12 protein-coding genes are annotated in these 19,895 nt (G+C 69.1%); 5 read left to right on the top strand and 7 right to left on the bottom strand.

Annotated elements, in window-relative coordinates; genetic code table 11:
- The first annotated feature begins 189 nt into the window (after window positions 1-189).
- The 3 genes from ACFYP5_RS10795 (at window position 190) to ACFYP5_RS10785 (ending at window position 5,169) form a co-directional block, all read left to right on the top strand.
- Window positions 190-1,431, top strand: a complete 1,242-nt coding sequence (locus tag ACFYP5_RS10795; RefSeq protein ID WP_389033384.1) for a PP2C family protein-serine/threonine phosphatase — start codon at window positions 190-192, stop codon at window positions 1,429-1,431.
- A 395-nt stretch (window positions 1,432-1,826) separates the two neighbouring features.
- Entirely contained in the window at window positions 1,827-3,656 is a 1,830-nt protein-coding gene (locus ACFYP5_RS10790; RefSeq protein WP_389033381.1) for a glycoside hydrolase family 15 protein, read from the top strand.
- 406 nt (window positions 3,657-4,062) lie between these two features.
- A complete protein-coding gene (locus ACFYP5_RS10785; protein ID WP_389033378.1) occupies window positions 4,063-5,169 on the top strand; it encodes an AI-2E family transporter in 1,107 nt (368 codons plus the stop codon).
- A gap of 68 nt (window positions 5,170-5,237) precedes the next feature.
- On the opposite strand, the gene ACFYP5_RS10780 is transcribed toward ACFYP5_RS10785, so the two are convergent.
- Window positions 5,238-5,966: a two-component system response regulator gene (locus tag ACFYP5_RS10780; RefSeq protein ID WP_389033375.1), complete on the bottom strand. Its 729-nt coding sequence runs from the start codon at window positions 5,964-5,966 to the stop codon at window positions 5,238-5,240.
- Window positions 5,963-10,246 carry a HAMP domain-containing protein gene (locus ACFYP5_RS10775; RefSeq protein ID WP_389033373.1) on the bottom strand — a complete coding sequence of 1,428 codons (4,284 nt, stop codon included), beginning with the start codon at window positions 10,244-10,246 and terminating at the stop codon, window positions 5,963-5,965. The genes ACFYP5_RS10780 and ACFYP5_RS10775 overlap by 4 nt, the downstream gene beginning before the upstream one ends.
- Before the next feature lie 154 nt (window positions 10,247-10,400).
- Between ACFYP5_RS10775 and ACFYP5_RS10770 the strand changes: the two genes are divergently transcribed.
- Complete coding sequence (locus ACFYP5_RS10770; protein WP_389034423.1) at window positions 10,401-12,257, top strand: SpoIIE family protein phosphatase; 1,857 nt, start codon at window positions 10,401-10,403, stop codon at window positions 12,255-12,257.
- Window positions 12,258-12,519: 262 nt separating this feature from the next.
- On the opposite strand, the gene ACFYP5_RS10765 is transcribed toward ACFYP5_RS10770, so the two are convergent.
- The 4 genes from ACFYP5_RS10765 to ACFYP5_RS10750 form a co-directional block, all read right to left on the bottom strand.
- Entirely contained in the window at window positions 12,520-12,792 is a 273-nt protein-coding gene (locus ACFYP5_RS10765) for a DUF6225 family protein (protein ID WP_389033370.1), read from the bottom strand.
- Between the two features lie 354 nt (window positions 12,793-13,146).
- The gene (locus ACFYP5_RS10760; protein WP_389033367.1) at window positions 13,147-15,804 is read right to left on the bottom strand and encodes a SpoIIE family protein phosphatase; all 2,658 of its coding nucleotides are present in this window, start codon (window positions 15,802-15,804) and stop codon (window positions 13,147-13,149) included.
- A 205-nt stretch (window positions 15,805-16,009) separates the two neighbouring features.
- On the bottom strand, window positions 16,010-17,248 hold the full coding sequence (locus ACFYP5_RS10755) for an amidohydrolase (protein WP_389033364.1): 1,239 nt from the start codon (window positions 17,246-17,248) through the stop codon (window positions 16,010-16,012).
- Window positions 17,245-17,949, bottom strand: coding sequence for an MFS transporter (locus ACFYP5_RS10750; protein WP_389033362.1), 705 nt, complete (start codon window positions 17,947-17,949; stop codon window positions 17,245-17,247). Before ACFYP5_RS10750 ends, ACFYP5_RS10755 begins: the two co-directional genes overlap by 4 nt.
- Window positions 17,950-18,449: 500 nt before the next feature.
- Here ACFYP5_RS10750 and ACFYP5_RS10745 point away from each other — a divergent pair, with 500 nt between their 5' ends.
- Complete coding sequence (locus ACFYP5_RS10745; protein ID WP_389033359.1) at window positions 18,450-18,902, top strand: FxLYD domain-containing protein; 453 nt, start codon at window positions 18,450-18,452, stop codon at window positions 18,900-18,902.
- A 103-nt stretch (window positions 18,903-19,005) separates the two neighbouring features.
- Here ACFYP5_RS10745 and ACFYP5_RS10740 read toward each other — a convergent pair whose 3' ends face one another.
- Window positions 19,006-19,815 (bottom strand): inositol monophosphatase family protein, encoded by an 810-nt coding sequence (locus ACFYP5_RS10740; protein WP_389034420.1) that lies wholly within the window; start codon window positions 19,813-19,815, stop codon window positions 19,006-19,008.
- Window positions 19,816-19,895 lie beyond the last annotated feature (80 nt).

Here is a 19,895-nt window from a genome sequence, read left to right as displayed (position 1 = left end):
CGGCCGCATGACTTTCGTCTACAGGACTGTAGACGAATTGAGTGGGCTCGTGGTCCGTGGCGGGGCGGCGGCGCAGGTCGCGTTCCCGCCACTCCTGTGGCCGAGCGAGGACGGGGGCGGGGTGAATGCAGGACCCATAGTTGAGATGACGTTCGGCCGTGGCGGCCACGAGACGGAACGGGAGAGCATGTGAAGACACCACGGATCGACTACCAGGCGCTGTTCGCCGCCACGCCCAGCCCCTACCTGGTGCTCGGTCCCGACCTGGTGATCATCGACGTCAACCGGGCGTATCTGACCGCGACCGGCCGCACTCGGGAGGGCCTGGTCGGGCAGTACCTCTTCGATGCCTTCCCCGACAATCCTGCAGATCCGCGGGCGGACGGGGTGCAGAATCTGGGCGCCTCCCTGCGCCGGGCCCTGCGCACCAAGGAACCGGACACGATGGCGGTGCAGAGGTACGACATCCCGGTTGCCGACAAGCCCGGCCTGTTCGAGGAGCGATGGTGGTCCCCGATCAACACCCCCGTGCTGGGGCCGGGCGGACAGGTGGCGTGGATCATCCACCGGGTGGAGGACGTGACCGCGTTCGTGCTGTCCCACCCTTCCCGCCTGCCAGGAGGCGGGGAGCTCAACGAGTGGGAGGCGATGGAAGCCGAACTGTACGCACGGGCGCGTGAGCTCCAGGGACTGAACGAGGAACTGCGACAGGCCCACGCCCGTGAACGCCAGGTCGCCGTCACCTTGCAGGAGGCCATGCTCTACTCACCCGACCTGGCCCGGCATCGGAATGTCGCGGTGCGCTACCTGCCCGCCGCCGGATCTCTGAACGTGTGCGGAGACTGGTACGACCTGGTCGACCTGCCCGACGACGGCTGCGCCCTGGCCGTCGGTGACGTCGTGGGCCACGGCCTGGAAGCCGCTGCCGTCATGGGAATGCTTCGCAGCGCGCTCTCCGCCGCCGTCCGATCCCGCCACGAGCCCGCCAGGGCGCTGGAGGTTCTGGGTCTGTACGCCCGCTCGGTCGAAGGTGCGCTGGCCACCACCGCGGTCCAAGTCGTCATCGCTCCTCACAGTCACCGCATCACCTACAGCAGCGCCGGCCACCTCCCGCCCGTGCTGGTCCACCACGACGGCACCTGCGATCTGCTCGACCAGGCCACCGACCCGCCGCTGGGAGCCCGCCCCAAACACGTACCCCGCCCCCAGGCAGAGCTGTCCTACACCCCCGGTGACACCCTCGTGCTCTACACCGACGGCCTCGTCGAACGCCGCGGCGAGGACATCGACGCCGGGCTGCACCGCCTCACCGACGCGCTTGCCCGCTTCACCCGCCTCAGCCCCCAACGTCTCGCTGACGCCGTGCTCGCCCGCCTCGGCGTCAGCGCCGGCGCCCGCGATGACATCGCCCTGGTCGTACTCCGCCTGTAGGCCCGGGGCCCGCCTGCCGAACGGAAGCCGCATCGCCGACCGGCCGGCGCCGGCTCCCCGTGCGCGGGCTCCTCCGCCGCACGCGGATGGGTTTTCACCGGAAAGCATCACTTCCGGGGCGGCCCGGTCGCGTTCCGACCCGCTCCCTGGGAGCGTGGGACCGCGATACGACGCGGCGCGTACGCAATCGTGGATATTCCCCTGCGGCGGCGTCACCGAGCAGATCCTTGAGTTGAGACGGGGCCAGGAGGACGACACTGATATCGAGGCACTCTGTACGGACGCGACGTTCCGCACCGCAGTCGAGATCGCCGAGCGTCGGAAGAGTGATGACCACCTTCCCGGTGTGCACATGAGATCGCCCGGAATTTTCGGCGCTGCGGAAGTGAGGCGGCATGCACGATCCCGATCCACCGTTCCGGCCGGTCCGCAGGCGGGATGGGTACCTGCCGCTGGAGGACCTCGGCCTCATCGGAGACGGCGCGACGGCCGCGCTGGTAGGCCTGGACGGCTCCATCTCGTGGATGTGCCTTCCCCGATTCGATGCCGAACCCCTGTTCTGCGGCTTGCTGGATCAAGCACGAGGCGGGCACTTCACCCTGGCACCGGAAGACCTGGTGGAGGGGCGACAGCGCTATGAACCCGATACCGGTGTACTGACAACCGAAATGCGCACTCCCACCGGCCTGGTGCGCATCACCGATGCGCTGGCCCTGCGCTCCGGCGCCGATCTCACCGATGACGCACCGGCTGATCGGGCCGAACTCGTGCGCTCGGCGGTGGTGCTGGCCGGTGACGTCCGACTACGGGCGGACCTCGAGCCCCGCGGCGGTGGGCAGGCGCGCACATTGTTCAGCGGACTGGAAGTGCGATCGTTCCGGCGACCTGACCTGCGACTCCACCTGCGGTCCAGCCGTCCCCTGGGTGGTCTGCACAGCACACATGATCTGCAGCAAGGTGATCGCCTCGATCTCGTGTTGTCCTGGGGCCGCTTCCATCGCCACCACCGGTTCGACACCGACACGATGCTGCGGGACACCGCCGACGCATGGCGCCGCTGGATGAAGCACATGGACTACGGCGGTCCCGAGAAGTCCTTGGTCGGGCGCGCCGCGATCACACTGAAGATGTGCGACGACTGGGCCAGTGGCTCGCTGGTCGCGGCACCCACGTCCTCCTTGCCGGCGCCGATCGGCGGGATCCGCAACTGGGACTACCGCTACGCCTGGATCCGCGACGCGGCCTTCGCCGTGTTCGCGCTGCGCCGCATCGGCTTCCGTGGCGAGGCCGACGCCTACCTCGGCTGGGTTCTGGACGCCTTCGAGTACAGCCGACGGCCCCGGATCATGTACAGCCTCAACGGCAGCCCGGTGCCGGACGAGGTAGAGGACAGCGAGCTGGAAGGCTATCGGGGCTCTGCCCCGGTGCGGTGGGGGAACGGAGCGGCCGACCAGCGCCAGCACGACGTCTACGGCGAGATCCTCGACTGCGCCGACCAGTGGCTGCTTTCCGGCGGTGAGATCCAGCCCGCGCTGTGGACCAGCCTGGCCGAGCTGGCGGAAGCGGCGGGGCAGGCCTGGCGGCAACCGGATCAGGGAATCTGGGAGGTGCGCAGCGAGGGCCGGGTGTTCACGTACTCGGCGGGGATGTGCCAGGTGGCCCTGGACCGGGCTGCGACGATCGGTGAGCGGCTTCACCTGCCCGGGCGGATCGCCGAGTGGCGCGCCTCGGCCGACCAGTTGCGCCGGCTCATTCTGGAGCAGTCCTGGGACGAGGACGCACAGACCCTGAGCACACACCTGGACGGCGGCGGGATTGTGGACGCGAGCCTGCTGGCCCTTCCCTTGCGTCAGGTCGTGCCGGCTGATCACCCGCGGATGGTGGCAACCACCACGGCCATCGCCGAGCGTCTGTCGGCCGGCAACGGGCTGCTCTACCGCTACCTGCACAAGGAGTCACCCGATGGTCTGCCCGGCGAGGAGGGCGCCTTCGTGCTGTGCAGTTTCTGGCTGGTCGACAACCTGATCGGCCAAGGCCGGATCGAAGAGGCCGACGAACTGTATGGCTCGCTGTGTGCCCGGGCGAGCCCGCTGGGGCTGATGTCGGAGCAGATCCATCCGTCCACGGGGGAGTTCATGGGCAACTTCCCTCAGGCGTTCAGCCACATCGGGATCATCGCCAGTGGTGTCAACCTCGCCCGAGCGCAGGCGGGCTCTCGGACCTGATGAACCGGCCGGCCCTCTCATGCGGGAACGAGGAGACCATGATGACGCGGTGGGCGAGTAAGTGCGTGCCCGACGACGCGGCGGTACCGGATGACGAGCTCCGTGACCTGGTGCGGGCCGTGTCGGACAACTGAGCTGTCGGCGCGACCGGTGACTGCGCCTGCTGGGTGACTTCGCGTGTAGGCAGCCGCGGGAGCTGGGATGATGCGTCGCCGACTGGTACCAGCAAGGAATGCCCAGGCAATCACATCTGCAGCCCGACGACCCGGACCCCGGCTTCCGGCCTGAAAGACGGAGGCACCGGGCTCGTGCGGCGTCGCGCCAGGCGCTGCGTGGCGTCGACGGCCGTGCTTCCCGGGCTCCGGGCGTGCAGCACGCGCCAACCGGCCCCACGCAGGAGTCGCGTGTGCCCCCTGCACTGCGGACGGCGGCCGCCTACGCCTGGCGGATCCTCGTCGTGGGAGTTGTCGTCTACGCCGGTTTCTCGGCGCTGGGACGGTTCCACGAAGTCGCGGTAGCCGTCTTCCTCGGCCTGGTCGTCACGGCGGTGCTGCGCCCGCCGACGGACTTCCTGGCTCGTGTGCTGCCACGACCGCTCGCGGTGGCAGTGGCGCTGCTCGGCAGTTTCGTCCTGGTCCTGGGTGTGCTGACCCTTGTCGGTGAGGCGGTCGCCGGAGAAAGGGACGGGCTGGAGCGGCAGTTCAGCGACGGCCTCGCCAGGATCGAGCGCTGGCTGGTGGAGCCACCGTTCCGTCTGAACCCCGGGGCACTGAAAGACCTGCAGGCTCGGATCGGGCAATACCTGTCCAGCCATCGGTCCACCGTGATCAGTTCGGCGCTCAGTGGCGTGGGCCGACTGGTGGAGGTGATGACCGTGTTCGTTCTCGCGCTGTTCTGCTCGGTCTTCTTCATCTATTCGGGCGACCGGCAATGGGACTGGATGTGCGAACAGTTGCCGGCGACGGCGCGGGAGCGGGTGGAGATCGCGGGCCGCGCTGCGTGGCGGACGTTCACGGGGTACACCCACGGGATCATCGTGGTGGCTGCCACCAACGCCGTACTCGTCGGACTCGCCCTGTTCGCACTGGGAGTGCCATTGGCGCTTCCGCTGGCGCTGGTGGAGTTCGTGGCGGCCTTCGTACCTCTGATCGGCTCACCCATCGCCCTTGGTATCGCTGCCGTGGTGGCTCTGGCGTCGAAGGGCCCGATCGTGGCGGCCGTCGTCATCGCGCTGATCGTCGTCATCGGCCAGATCGAGGGGCACCTGCTGCACCCGATCGTGATGAGCTGGGCCGTCCGCCTGCATCCGGTCGTGATCGCGCTCTCCGTGATCGCCGGCGCGATCGCGGCGGGGGTGCTGGGAGCGATCGTGACAGTGCCGCTGGTGTCCGTCGTCTGGTCGGTCCATCTGGCTCTGCAGCGGGCGCGGAGATCCACACAGGCGAAGCCCACCGGTGCGCGGTCGGCGACCGGTGTCCGAAGGAAGCGAGGGCCGGACCGTCCCGTCTCGTAGCGGCCCCGGCCCGGGCAGCCTCGGGGTCGGAGGCGTGATCGGTGGATCGTGACGATCCGAGTGCCTTCCTACGTCTCGCGTTCCGCCAGCAGCCGTCCTACCGCCTGTTCCAGTTCGACGATGCGGTCGGCGAGGTCAGCCCCGCCCGGACCGTTGGCATCTCGTAGCAGGAGTTCCGCCTGGGCGAGTTGGCCGACGACCTCGGAGAGCCGGTCGAGCTCTTCCGGGGGTGGAGAGCCTTCCACGGCGTCCGTAGCGTCCTGGTGGTCCGAACCGAACGGAGACTCGCTGGATGCGGCAACCGGGGCGGGGACGGCCGGCGCAACCCCGGGGTGGCCGCCGTCCGCCGTCAGCAGGCGCTTCAACTGTTCGGATTGGTCCACGAGTTGGCGGTTCTTGCGAAACAGGTCCAGGAAGACGTTGACCTTGGTCCGCAGCAGCCATGGGTCGAAGGGTTTGATCAGGAAATCGGCGGCGCCCACCGTGTAGCCGCGGTAGGCGTAGTTCGGATCGACTGCGGCTCCGGTCAGCAGGATGATCGGGACGTCCTTCGTCTGGTCGAGGCCCTTGATGTTGGCGGCGGTCTCGAAGCCGTTCATGCCCGGCATCAGCACGTCGATGAGCACGACCGCGAACTCCTGGCGCAGCATCGCCTTGAGGGCTTCCTCACCCGAGCGCGCGCGGACCACATGGCCCAGCGAGCCGAGTACCGCTTCGAGGGCGACCAGGTTCTCCTCCATGTCGTCGACGATGAGGATGCTGGCGGTCTCCGCTGCTGCTGGTTGTGTAGCCGTCATGATGGCTGTCCTGTCGCTCCGTCGTCATCGTCCCTGTTTCTGACAGTGCCGCCGTCGTCCCGTTCCGTGGCGCGGGCGTTGTCCGAGGGGTCCGGCCGCGGCTCCGGCAGAGTGCACTGCGGGTCGAAGAGCCGGCAGATCACCGACAGCAGGCGGTCGACGTCCACCGGCTTGGGGACGTAGTCGTCGGCGCCGCTCTCGATGGCCTTCTCGCGGTCACCGGGCATGGCCTTCGCGGTGAGCGCGATGATCGGCAGGTCCGCGAAACGAGGTGTGCGCCGGATTGCGGCGATCATCTCGTATCCATCCATCTCGGGCATCATGATGTCCATCAGCACCAGTGATACGTCAGGTGTCCGGTCAAGGACCTCGAGGCCCTCGCGGCCGTTCTCCGCGTACTTGACGCTGACGCCGACGCGGCCCAGCACATGCGTCAGTGCGAAGACGTTCCGGATGTCGTCGTCGACGATGAGGATGCAACGGTTGGACAGCACCCCGGCGAGGCGGCCACTCAGCCAGTCCCTGAGCCGGGTCGTCTCCGGCCAGCTGACGCCGTCGTCACCGGCGTCGGGCCGGGCTGCGGTACGGGGCGCGGACTCCTGGGGCCTGAACACATCGATCTGCGACGCGGGCCCGGGCTCGGCCGCGGTCCCGGGCCGGCCGGTCAGAGCGGTGAGTCCGGCGGCGGCTCGGTTGGTGCCGCTCGCGGAGCGCGGTTCCACCGTGGGGAGGGCGCCGGGGGGCGGACCCACGTAGTGCACGGGGACGAAGAGGGTGAAGGCGGAGCCGACGCCCGGTTCGCTCTCGGCGAAGATCCGGCCGCCCAGCAGCCCCGCCATGTCCCGGCTGATGGAGAGGCCGAGCCCGGTGCCGCCGTATTTGCGGTTGGTGGTGCCGTCGGACTGCTGGAAGGCCTCGAAGATCCCGTCGAGCTTCTCCGGCGCGATGCCGATTCCGGTGTCCCTGACGGTCAGAGCGATGACGGAGTCGGCCTTGCGCAGCGTCTCCTCCTCGAAGTCCGAGACCGTCGAGCGTTCGACGATCAGTTGCACTCCGCCGGACGAGGTGAACTTCATCGCGTTGGAGAGGAGGTTGCGGAGGATCTGCTGGAGCCGCTGCTCGTCCGAGAAGAGTTCGAGGGGTACGTTCTCACCGACCTTGATGTCGAACGACAGGCCGCGGTCCAGAGCGAGCGGCTGGAACGTCGCCCGTACGTAGTCGAGCAGTTTGATCAGCGGCAGCTTCTTGGGATGCACATCCATCCGGCCCGCTTCGATCTTCGACAGGTCGAGGATGTCATTGATCAGTTGCAGCAGGTCGGAGCCCGCGCGGTGGATGGTGACGGCGAACTCCACCTCCTGCGGGGAGAGGCGGTCGTCGGGGTTGTCGGCGAGGAGCCGCGACAGCACGAGGAGCGAGTTGAGCGGGGTGCGCAATTCGTGCGACATGTTCGCCAGGAATTCCGACTTGTACTGGGAGGAGGTGGCCAGCAGCGCCGCCTTCTCCTCCAGCTCGGCGTTGGTGAGCTGCAACTCGTCGGAGCGCTTGCGCAGTTCGGCGGTGAGGCGCTGGGATTCCGAGAGGAGGGACTCGGTACGGGAGTTGGCGATGATGGTGTTGATGGAGACACCGATGGTGTTCACGAACTGGTCGACGAAGGCCAGGTGGACCTCGCTGAAACTGCTGAACGAGGCCAGTTCGATGACTCCGAGCACCCGGTCCTCGAAGAGGATCGGCAGGATGACGACGCTGGCCGGGGGCGCGGCGCCGAGGCCCGAACTGATGGTGATGTATTCGGTGGGGACCGCCTCGATGAGAATTCGCCGCTTCTCCGTTGCGGCCTGGGTGACCAGACCCCAGCCAGGGGCGTCCAGGCTGAGCCGGGTACGCCGGCGCCGGCCTTCGGGCTGGCCGGTGCCGTAACCGGCCAGGAGCTCAAGGTCCTCGCCGGGCTCCGCGCCCGCTTCTGCCAGGAAGAATGCTCCGTACTGGGCGTTCACCAGAGGGGTCAGCTCGCGCAGGATCAGGTCGGCGACCTCGACCAGGTCGCGGTGGCCCTGCATGAGTGCGGCGATACGGGTCAGGTTGGACTCCAGCCAGTCCTTGGCCCGGGTGGTCTCACGGAGATTCGCCACCATGAGGTTGATGTTGTTCTTCAGGGCGGCGACCTCGCCCTGGGCCTCCACCGAGATGGAGCCCGACATGTCGCCCTGCGTGACGGCGCTGGCGACCTCGGCGATCGCGCGCACCTGGGTGGTCAGGTTCAGCGCCAGCTCGTTGACGCTGGTGGTCAGCCGCTTCCAGGTCCCGAAGACACCCTCCACCCGGGCCTGGCCGCCCAGCTGGCCCTCGCTGCCCACCTCGCGGGCCACTCGTGTCACCTCGGAGGCGAACGAGGAGAGCGTGTCGACCATGGTGTTGATCGTGGACTTGAGTTCCAGGATCTCGCCGCGCGCGTCCACGTCGATCTTCTTCGACAGGTCGCCCTCCGCGACGGCGGTGGCGACCTGGGCGATGTTGCGGACCTGGGAGGTGAGGTTGTCGGCCATGAAGTTGACGTTGTCGGTGAGGTTCTTCCAGACGCCCGAGACACCGTGGACCTGGGCCTGGCCGCCGAGTCGCCCGTCGGTGCCGACCTCGCGGGCCACTCGGGTCACCTCGTCCGCGAAAGCCCTCAGCTGCTGGACCATCGTGTTGACGGTGTCCTTCAGCTCCAGGATCTCGCCGCGCGCGTCGACATCGATCTTCTTCGACAGGTCGCCGTTGGCCACGGCGGTGGTCACCTGGGCGATGTTGCGGACCTGGGAGGTCAGGTTGAGCGCCATGCGGTTGACGTTGTCGGTGAGGTCCTTCCAGACCCCGGAAGCGCCCCTGACCTGTGCCTGACCGCCGAGGTTGCCTTCGGTGCCGACCTCGCGGGCGACACGCGTGACCTCGTCGGCGAAGGCGGAGAGCTGGTCGACCATGGTGTTGATCGTCGACTTCAGCTCCAGGATCTCTCCCTTGGCCTCCACAGTGATCGTCTTGCCGAGGTCGCCCTCCGCGACGGCGGTGGCGACCTGGGCGATGTTGCGGACCTGGGAGGTGAGGTTGTCAGCCATGAAGTTGACGTTGTCGGTGAGGTCCTTCCAGACCCCGGAGACGCCCCTGACCTGGGCGCGGCCGCCGAGCTGGCCTTCGGTGCCGACCTCGCGGGCGACACGCGTGACCTCGTCGGCGAAGGCGGAGAGCTGGTCGACCATGGTGTTGATCGTCGACTTCAGCTGCAGGATCTCGCCCCGCGCGTCCACGGTGATCTTCTGACTGAGGTCGCCGTTGGCGACGGCGGTGGTCACCTGGGCGATGTTGCGGACCTGGGACGTCAGGTTCGACGCCATGAAGTTGACGTTGTCGGTGAGGTCCTTCCAGACCCCGGAGACGCCCCTGACCTGGGCGCGGCCGCCGAGCTGCCCCTCGGTGCCGACCTCGCGGGCGACACGCGTGACCTCGTCGGCGAACGCCCTCAGCTGGTCGACCATGGTGTTGACCGTGAGCTTGAGTTCCAGCAGCTCGCCGGTGGCTTCGACCGTGACCTGCTGCGTCAGGTCGCCGCGCGCCACCGCCGTCGTCACGACCGCGATGTCCCGCACCTGCGCCGTCAGCCGTGACGCCATCGTATTGACCGCTTCGGTCACATGGAGCCAGTCACCCGACAGTCCCTGCGCCTTCGCCCGGCCGCCGAGGCGCCCCTCGGTGCCGACCTCGCGGGCGACCCGGGTCACCTCGCCGGTGAAGAGCGAGAGCTGGTCCACCATGCGGTTCACGCCGATGCCCAGGCGCCGCAGGTCACCGCGGAGCTGGCGGCTTCCCTCGTGCAGCTCGACGTGCTGGGTCAGATCGCCGTCCGCGACGGCGTCGAGCACCCGGGTGGCTTTCGCGACGGGTACCACCAGCGCTTCGAGCACCGTGTTGGCGGCCTCGATGTTCGTCGTCCAGGTCCCCGTGCCGGGACTCGCCGAAATCCGCTCCTCCAGTCGTCCCTGCCGGATGATCTCGTGGCGCACCCGCTGGAGCTCCGAGGCGAGATGTGCGTTCCGCGCGACGATCTGTTGGAACACCCCGGCCATCTCGGCCAGCACCCCGTCCGGCAGGGCGGCCCCGTCCTGCTTCGCCCGGTCCTCCACGCGTGCTGTGAAATCACCGTCGCACAGGGCTTTCATCGCGGCGAGCAAGGGACGCAGATCGCTCGTACGAACCTGTCCGTCCGGCTCTGTGTCGGGCCGGGTCGAGTCCAGTGTCATGGAGCAGCCTCCGCCCAAGATCCATTGGTGCACACCTGAGGTTCATCGGTCACGCATGTCATAGTATAAAGCGCACGAAAATAGTGCTTTCCAGGCGTAATTGGTACATACAGGGGGAAGGGGGATCCTGTTGCCCGTCCACGCGGCCGAATCCGTGTCCAGGAAGGGGTTGCCGGCGAACCAGCTGGCAGCCGCTCGAGCGCGGGAATTCGTGTATGCGGCGCTCGAGGGGTGGACAGCGCCCGCGAACAGGGGCGGGGCGGCGGATGCCGATACGGCTTCCGACGCGGCCGCGGTCCCCGCTCCGGTGACGATCCCCGAGGAGCTCGTCGACGACGCCGTCCTGCTCGTCAGCGAGCTGGTCACCAACGCCGTCATGTACGCCGGCACCGATATCGACGTGGTCTGCCGCCTGGAGCGGAACCCGGCCACCCGGTTGGGTGTCGTCGTCGAGGTCGCGGACCGTCACCCCTCCAGGGGGGTACGCGGCGGAGCGGACACCCGGCGTGGCGAGCCCGGGTACGGCCTCCAGCTGGTGAGCGCGCTCTCGGAGTCCTGGGGCGTGACCTACCGGCGGGCCGAGAAGCGGGTGTGGTTCCGGCTGGAGGCCGTGGAGGGAGACGTTTCCGCGACAGATTCGGCCGCCTCCGGGCCCGGAATCACCAAGCCCGGTGCCACCGGGCGCCCCGGCGACACACAGCCCTACGACACAGGGCCATCGGTACATCCGGCGCATGCCCAGGGGTACGCCACCGAGTGGACCGACCGTGGCGGACCGTCGTTCCTCGCCGAGACCAGCGAACTCCTCGCAGGCCAGCTCGACGAGACCATGGTCACCGCGCTCGCGGCCCAGATGCTCGTGCCCCGGCTCGCGGACTGGTGCGGCATCTGGCTGAACCTGCCCGGGATGGGTCTTCAACTGTCCCGGGTCTGGCATGCCGACGAGCAGCACATCACGCCGCTGCGCGAAGAACTGGAACGGATTCCGCCACCCTCCGCGGTCCGTATCGGGGGCACGCCCTGGCCGTGGCCGGAGAGCGCCGGCGTCGCCCATGAAGGCGGGTCGGCGTTCGCCTTCCCACTCATCGCCCGCGATACGGACCAGGGCGTACTGCTGCTGGGCCGGGCCGGCCAGCCGCAGATGACCGACGCCGTGGTGCGGATGGTCCAGGACGTGGCCCGCAGGGTCGCGCAGGCCGTGTACACCGCTCGTCAGTACACCCGGCAGCGCAGGATCAGCGCCGCGCTCCAGCGCAGGCAGCTGCCGGCGACGCTGGCCAGGATCGTCGGCGTCGACACGGCGATCGTCTACGAGCCGCACGGCGAGGGGCAGACCGTCGGCGGCGACTTCTACGACATCTTCCCGAGGGGCGAGAACCACTGGTGCTTCCTGCTCGGCGACGTACAGGGAAAGGACCCGGAGGCGATGTCCGTCACCGGCCTGGCCCGCCACCTGGTGAGGCTGCTGGCGCGCGAGGGCCATGGCGTCGAGTCGGTGCTCGGCCGGCTGAACGTCGCCATGGCGGAAGAGAGCGCCGAGGCGTTCGCGCTAGGCGCCGAGCAGACAGGCTCCCGCTTCCTGAGCCTGCTGTACGGGGAGCTGACGGTCGACCCGGGCGTGCCCGGAGCCCACTGCACGGTCGCCACTGCGGGCCATCCTCCACCGCTGCACATGTGCGCCGACGGCAGGGTGGAACCGGCCTCCGTACCCCAGATGCTGCTCGGCATCGATGAGGGCGCCGAATTCCGGGCCGTCACCTTCGATCTCGCGCCTGGTGAGACGTTGTTGTGCGTGACCGACGGCGTCACCGAACGCCGCTGTGGCAACTGGCAGTTGGACGACAATGACGGTCTGGCCGATGTACTCAGGCAAGGTATGGGGCTGGGCGCGAAGGCACTGGCGGAGCACGTACGGCGGGCGGCGCACGACTTCGGGACAGGGCCGGTCGAGGACGACCTTTCGGTGCTGGTGCTGCAAGCAGTGGCGGACTCATGTGCGAGGCAGACCTGAACGCCGACGGACGGGCCGAGAGGCCGCTGTCGCAGGACCGATCGCCGTCGTCGAGAGCTTCGGATGCCGCGCGAAGACAACCTGGCGCCACGAGCGGGCCACCACACTCACCAGGGCCACGGCCGTCATCCCTGGCATCGGCGGCCTCCTCGCACTGCGCCGGCTCGACCGCCCCGGGCTCGTCGATCAGCGAAGTGAGAGCGTCATCCGGCCCTGACCCCCGTTCCACGGTCGGTGACGGCCCGGCGGGAACGTGGCCGGTTCAGTCGAGGCGGTCGTACCTGTCCGGCTCCCAGTCGGCGAACAGTGTCAGCGCCGTCTCCGTCTCGGTGCGTTCCGGTGCGGTGGAAGTGGCCGGCCACCAGTTCTCCACCTGATGTGCGTCCACGAGGACGAAGCCGCGGTACCCGTCGAAGTCACCGGGGTCGCTCGCCACACCGATATGGATGGGCGCGTCATCCGGAAGATCCTTGAGGGCATCGCGCAACTGGGCGGCGTTCCAGATCTGAGGGGTGTGCTCGAAGGTGTCGGTCATGCGCTCAGGTTGCCGCAACGGGGTGTCCTGCCGGCGGAGACACGGCCGCTTCCCGGGCCGAAGCGCTGATCCGGTCCACGGGACAGCCCTTAGGGCCTCTGGTTTGGATCATGCTGGGCTCGCGGGGTCCGGCACGCGCATCTGCCGCGTTGTCGTCGGTCTTCCCCGAGCTCTCGGCTCCGCTCGCGCAGGGGAGACCCCATTCGCTTCTCGTGGGCTCGTTCCTCCGCCTTGCGGCTGCACGCACCATGGTGACGTCAGCCGCTCCGCGGCGGGCGGCTCCCTGATCCGGCCTGATCCGAACGACAGACCCAAGGGCCGGACGACTCGCCGGGACAGGCGGCAAGGAGCAAGCTAAGAGGGGGTTTCACCGACGGCAGGGCCTGCCGGCAGGGGCTGTTCCACCCAGATGGTCTTGCCGGTGGGCGTGTAGCGCGTGCCCCATTGCTGCGCCATCTGGGCGACGATGAACAGGCCACGGCCGCTCTCGTCGTCGGCGGCGGCATGGCGCAGATGGGGTGAGGTGTGCCCGGTGTCGGCGACCTCGCAGATCAGGGTCTCGTCGCGGATCAGCCGGACGTGGATCGGGCCGGCGGCATAGCGGATGGCGTTGGTGACCAGCTCACTGACGATGAGTTCGGTGGAGAACGACATCTCGTCCAGCCCCCATGCTCCGAGTTGCCCCGTGGTCACGGCGCGGGCCTTGCCGACCATCGCCGGCTCCGCGGTCAGTTCCCACGCGGCCACCTGGTGTTCGTCGAGCATCCGTGTGCGTACGAGGAGCAGGACCGCGTCGTCGTTCGCCGGCCCCGGCACCAGGGTCGCGACCGCGCGGTCACAGAGTTCTTCCAAGGGACGCCGGTACTGGGTGAGGGCCTCGGTGAGCAGGCCGAGTCCGACGTCGATGTCGTCGGCGGCCGCCTGGACGAGGCCGTCGGTGAAGAGGGCGACGAGGCTGCCCTGCGGCAGTTGGAATCCCGTGGTCTCGTAGGGCGGACCACCCAGCCCCAGCGGAGGGCCAGGCGGCAGATCCGGGTAGGTGGCGACGCCGCTGTCCGACAGGACGACCGCGGCCATCGAATCGCCGGCACGCGCCATGCTGCACTGTCCCGACACCGGGTCGTACACCGCGTACAGGCACGTCACCCCCAGGGCGTCGTCCTCCCGCGGCCCCGCGCCACCCGCACCATGAACGGCCGCCCGCTCCTTGGCGGTCTGTCCTACCACGTCGTCCAGGCGCGAGAGGAGCTCGTCCGGGTCGAGGTCCAGACGGGCGAGGACGCGTACGCCGGTGCGCAGGCGCCCCATGGTGGCGGCGGCGAGCAGTCCGTGGCCGATCACCTCCCCGACGACCAGGCCGACACGCGTTCCCGACAGCGGGATGACGTCGAACCAGTCACCGCCCACCCCGGACCGGCTGTCGGCGGGCACATAGCGGCTCGCCATCTCGACAGCGGTCGGCTGCGGCAGCCGGCCAGGAAGCAGACTCCGCTGAAGCCTGAGGGCCGCTGCGTGCTCGCGCGTGACGACCAGCATCAGCACGACTCCGAGCAGCAGTGCTCCGAGGCCCACGACGGTGACCCCGCCCGTCAGTCCGATGAACGGCAGGTCGATGGAGGTCGCACCGTAGTTGGGGTCGGCGTAGACGACGAAGGCGGCGTAACAGAAGAGGAAGAGCATCGTCAGCGCGCCCAGACCCGGCAGCAGCCCCTTGAACAGGAAGTCCCTGCGGCTGCGGGTGAGCACCCTGCGGAAGTACCAGACACAGGCGAAGCCGGTGAGGCCGTAGTAGAACGTGATCGCGAGCCCGACCGACTCGATGGAGTCGGCGAGGACGTTGTCGCTGATCACCGTCAGCAGGACGAGGAAGCCGATGGAGGCCAGGCCCAAGGAGACGGTCGACCAGGTCGGGGTGAGAAATCTGCGGTGCAGTCGGGCGAACCGGGAGGGGACGGCCTTGTGCGCGGCCATGGAGAAGACCGTCCGGGCCATAGGGAGGATGGTCGTCTGGGCGGAGGCCACGGCGGACGTCAGCACCATGAGGATCAGCAGTTTGGAGAAGAAGGGCCCCACCCCGTGGCTGCCGAAGACGGCGTTGCCCAGTCCCGAGAGCACGTCGCCGGCGTTGTCCCTGTTGCCGAGTCCGGTCCCGTCGGAGCCGACACCGGCGAAGGCCTGCGCCGAGGTGGCGACGAGGGCGTAGATGACCAGCAGAAGCACGACGGAGATGACCGCGGCACGTCCGGGGATGCGCGTGCTGTCCGCGGTCTCCTCGTTGACCGTGACGGCGGTGTCCCAGCCCCAGTAGATGAAGACGGCGGCGAGGATACCCGCCGTCAACGCCTCGGCCGATTGCACGTGGAGGGGGTTGAACCAGGAGGCGGAGACGTGGATCGCCATCTCGGGGTTGCCGGTGTAGACCCTGACCAGGGCGGTGACGGCGAACAGCAGCAGTACGGCCACCTCGATGAACAGGAGCCACCGCTGAACGGCAGCCGAGATCTCGATGCCGACGTAGCAGAGCGCGGTCATGACGCCGATCCAGATGACACCCGCCATGGTGGTCCACACCCTGCTTTCCGTCAGGGATTCGTAGCCCAGCAGCCGGAAGCCGTAGATGCCGGCGATCTCGGCGAGGTTCGCCATGACGATGATGTCGGCGACGATGATGCCCCAGCCGCCCATCCAGCCGGTGCGCGGGCCGAAGGCACGGGTCGCCCAGGTGAAGGTGGTCCCGCAGTCGGCGTTGCTCGCGTTGAGTTCCTTGTAGGCGTACGCGATCAGCAGCATCGGGACGAACGCCAGCATCGTGATGACCGGGGCCTGCAGTCCGACCCCCGCCACGATGAGGCCCAGCGTGGCCGCGAGGCTGTACGCCGGGGCGGTGGAAGCCAAGCCGATGGCCACGGAGGAGAGCAGTCCCAGGGCACCGGACTTGAGCCCCTTCTTACCCGCGCCCGAGTCGAGTGCGAGCGGCGCGTCGGACGCGCCGGGGCTACGGGAGAGCTTCACACCGGATGCCAACCTCCTCATTTGCCTTCCGACCACCATTTTCGCCGCAGGCGAGGAGGCCTGCCACGGGAAACCGGCTGGATGATCCACGCCGCTGAAGAACAGGACCGGTGACACCGGACTGCCGAACGTCCGGCCCGACGGGGCCGGGAGAGTACGGGGGTGTCCGGAGCCGCGAAGCCGTCCTCCATCCTGTACCTGCCCCTCACGCTCCTGGGGCAAGGCGGACCGCTCGTGTCGGTGGCGAGCTGTTCGCCTCGCCGGCCGCCGGCTGACTCCGCCGCCTCACCCCGTCGAGCAGTCGGCTCCGCTGGGCCTGCGACGTCGCCAGACCGGCACCGGTCAGGGCGAGCGCGGTCGCCCCGTCGAGCACCGCCCGGTCGGCTCCGGGACTCTTGCCGTACGCGGTGAATTCGGGAGTGTGCTGCTTCGCGCCGTCCGTGTCGTAACCGATCGTGGGGTGGATCGTGGGGATGACCTGAGAGACGTTTCCCATGTCCGTCGACGCCATCGTCTCGCCGCGCCGAGACATCGCCGTACGGCCCAGTTCGCCGAGCGCCCTGACGTAGATCTCCGTCATGTCAGGGTCCTGGCGCAGATCGGCGAAGTCCCTTCCGTGCGGGCGCAGCTCGAGCTCGGCGCCGGTGGCGAGCGCCCCGGCATCGAAGCAAGCGCGCACCCGCTGCCACGCCTCGCCGAGCTGTTCCACGGTCAGCGCCCTGACCTCGCACCGCGCGCGGGTGCGCGCCGGAATGACGTTCACGGCCTGGCCGCCGTCGGTGACGATGCCGTGCACGACCACGCCCGGCCGCAGCTGCTGGCGGAGCAGCCCGACGGCAGTGTGGGCGACGGTCATCGCGTCGAGGGCGTTGATGCCTTCCCAGGGGGCGAGTGCGGCGTGCGAGGGTCTGCCGCGGTAGGTGATGTCCCAGGCCCCGATGGCCAGTGAGGAGGCGCCGACGCTGTCGACGGGGGCGGCGTGCACCATCATCGCTGCTGCCACGTCGTCGAAGACTCCGGCATCGAGGAGGAGGACCTTCCCTCCGATGTCCTCCTCGGCGGGGGTACCGATCAGCTTCACCGTCACATCGAGTTCGTCCGCGACGGCGGCGAGTGCGAGCGCGGCGCCGACGGCTGCGGCCCCGTTGACGTTGTGCCCGCAGGCGTGGCCGATGCCGGGCAGGGCGTCGTACTCGGCGCAGAATCCGATGACGAGGTCGCCGGATCCGCGGGTGGCGACGAGGGCGGTGGGGAGGTCGGCGACGCCCCGGGTGACGGCGAAACCGGCTGTCTCCAGGAGGTCGGCGACCCTGGCCGCCGAGCGGTGTTCCTGGAGAGCGGTCTCGGGTTCGTCGTGCAGCCCGTGACTGAGGGCCACGAGCCGATCGCTCCAGGAACGCACTGCTTCGGTCACCGTCCTGTGCATGCCCAGGGCGTTCGTCATGCGAGCTCTCCACTCTGTGCCGGCGGCTGTCCGAACGTCGCGTGCGCCTGGCGTGGGTGGCGGTAGCGCAGCGCGAGGGCCATGCCGACAAGGGCCGCGCAGGCACACGCACCCCAGACCCACACGTAGCCGGACTCGGCGATGCGCGAGGTGCCGCGCACGGCGTGGGCCGCGAAGAACGCGCCGATCACGGCGGCGCCGATGGCCGCGCCGAGGGAGAGGGCCAGTTCGTTGAGGCCGACGGCGAGAGCGGTCTCCTGTTTGTCGACGACCTCCGCCGACAGCGTCCGGGTGATCGACTCGAATAGCCCGGTTGCGAGGCCCACCACGAGGGCGCAGGCCACGTACTGGGCGAGGGTGTCGTGGAAGAGAGCCATCCCCAGGAAGCCGAGCGCGATGAGTCCGCCGCCCGAGGCGAGTACGGCCCGGTCGCCGAGCCGCCGGGCAAGGCGCGGGGTCAGCGTGGAGCCTGCGAATCCCGCGGTCACCATGGCCAGCGAGATGGTGGCGATCGCCTGCGGTCCCAGGCCCATGCCGTAGCCGGTAACGGACGGTGAGGCGCCGAGAAAGAGGGCGTTGGCACCGAGGAAGCCGATCGTGCCGAAGGCGGCACAGAAGGTGTAGCCGCTGACCACCGCGAGTTGCGGATTGCTCAGCATCCGCACGCTGACCAAGGGATGCGCGGACCGTCGTTCGACCATGACCCAGGCCGTGAGGACGGCGAAGGACGCGACGGCGAGAGCGATCGTGCGCGGTGCGCCCCAGCCCCACGTACTGCCCTGCGCGAGGACCAGGACGACGCATGGGCCACCTCCTCGACGAGCAGGGGCGCCGCATCGGCGTCCAGCCGATCTCGCCCTGGTAGCCGGTGCGCTGAGGCCCTCGCGCGGGCCAGGCCACCTTCACCCGCAGGGCCGCGTCCAGGGCTCGGCCGAGCATGCCTGTCACGAATCCGACACGAGCGGGCCAGAACATTCCGGACAGGCATAGCGTGAGCGGACTCAGGAGCACGCGCATCCCATGGGGGGACCACATGTCGAACGGCCACCCGCCTCAGCAACCCGGCCCGCAGCCGGGTCAGGAGCCCCAGCAGCCGCCCCAGTGGGGGCAGCAACCTCCTCCGCCGCCGTATCAGCAGTGGCCCCAGCACGGTGCGGGGTGGGGCGCGCCGCCACCCAGGAAGTCGAATACCGGGCTGATCGTGACGCTGTCGGTGCTCGGGGGGCTGGTGCTGCTCGGCGGCTGCGGTGCACTGGTGGCGGTCACGGTCAGCCATGCACCGAAGCCGCGGACGCTGCCGACGACCGAGGCGCCGCAAGGCAAGGCACCTGGGAAGGATGCACCGTCCGGGGCACCCGCCGTCGAAGAGGGGAGCCCCGAGGCGGATGTGAAGCTCACCAGGTGCGTGGTGGATTCGCTGACGACGTGGCCGGTCGCCGATGTGGAGATCGTGAACCGCGGCGACTCGAAGGCGACCTACGTCGTGAACGTGGAGTTCGTGGACGGTTCCGGTACACGCCTCGGCGAGGGTTTGGCCGCAACCAACAGTCTGGCCGTGGGGCAGAAGGCCAAGGAGAAGGCGCAGGGCCTGGTGAACGTGCCGGGCAAGGTGACGTGCAAGGTGTCGAAGGTGACGCGGTACCCGACGAACTGACGGCATGACGATGGCCTGCCGCCCGTGGTGGTGGCGGGGCATACGTGCGATCGGTGGTGGCCGCTCCGGCTCTGCTGCACCTCCGACCGCACCTGCGAAGAGGTCAGGTGGAGTTCCGGCTTCGGCTACGGATCATCGACATCAGCAGGCCGTGGGTGTCGGCGTCGGCGGCCACGACAAGCCCGCGGCCTGCCTGCCCGATCGGGGCGCCGTCGATCCCGGTGACGACGCAACCCGCGGCCCGGCACACAGCGATGCCCGCGGCGAAATGCACGCTCCCGGACAGGTCGCCGCCATCGGTGACATACGCGGCGCGCTTGCCGGCGGCGACCCAGGCCAACGCCAACGTCGTGGACACGACCCGTGGCCGGAACCGCTCGACGAACCCGGGGTGGGCAAGCAGATCCACGGCCCGGAACCCTGGCGCGCTCGGGAACGGCGGATCCAGGTTGACGTCCACCAGTCGGGTGGCGGGCGTGGGCGCCAGCCGCGCATCTGCCCCGTCCCGCCGCACCCGGGCGGTGTCACCGTCGGTGAAGAAGACCTCGCCGCCGAACGGGTCGGCCACCGCCGCCGCGCCGTCGCGCAGCGCCACGTTGACGGCCACCAGCATGTTGCCGACGGCGTAGTTCAGCGTGCCGCACAAGGGATCCACCAACCACTGGCGCACCGCGTCGGCAGCACCCTGCTGACCGCCCTCCTCGCCGAGCACCGCATCATCGGGCCGGGCGGCCCGGATGACGCCGAGAATCGTCTTCTCGGCCTCCACGTCTGCGGCGGTGGCGAAGTCCCCGGCGCCCTTGTCGATGCGGGTGAGCCGCCGTCCATACATGGCGCGCACCACGTCCGCGCCGGCACATGCCGCAGCTATCGCGACACCTGCATCGTCAAGGCCCGCATATGAGTTGATCACGTCCTGCAGAATATCGGCGCGCAGCCTGTCCTCGTCGGTCGGACCGGCATCGTCGAGACGTGTGGCCGGGACGAAGTGTG

The organism is Streptomyces sp. NPDC005262 (assembly GCF_042872425.1).
Classification (GTDB): domain Bacteria; phylum Actinomycetota; class Actinomycetes; order Streptomycetales; family Streptomycetaceae; genus Streptomyces.
Note: the sequence above shows the minus strand (reverse complement) of the source record. Positions and strands in the feature narration are given on the sequence as shown.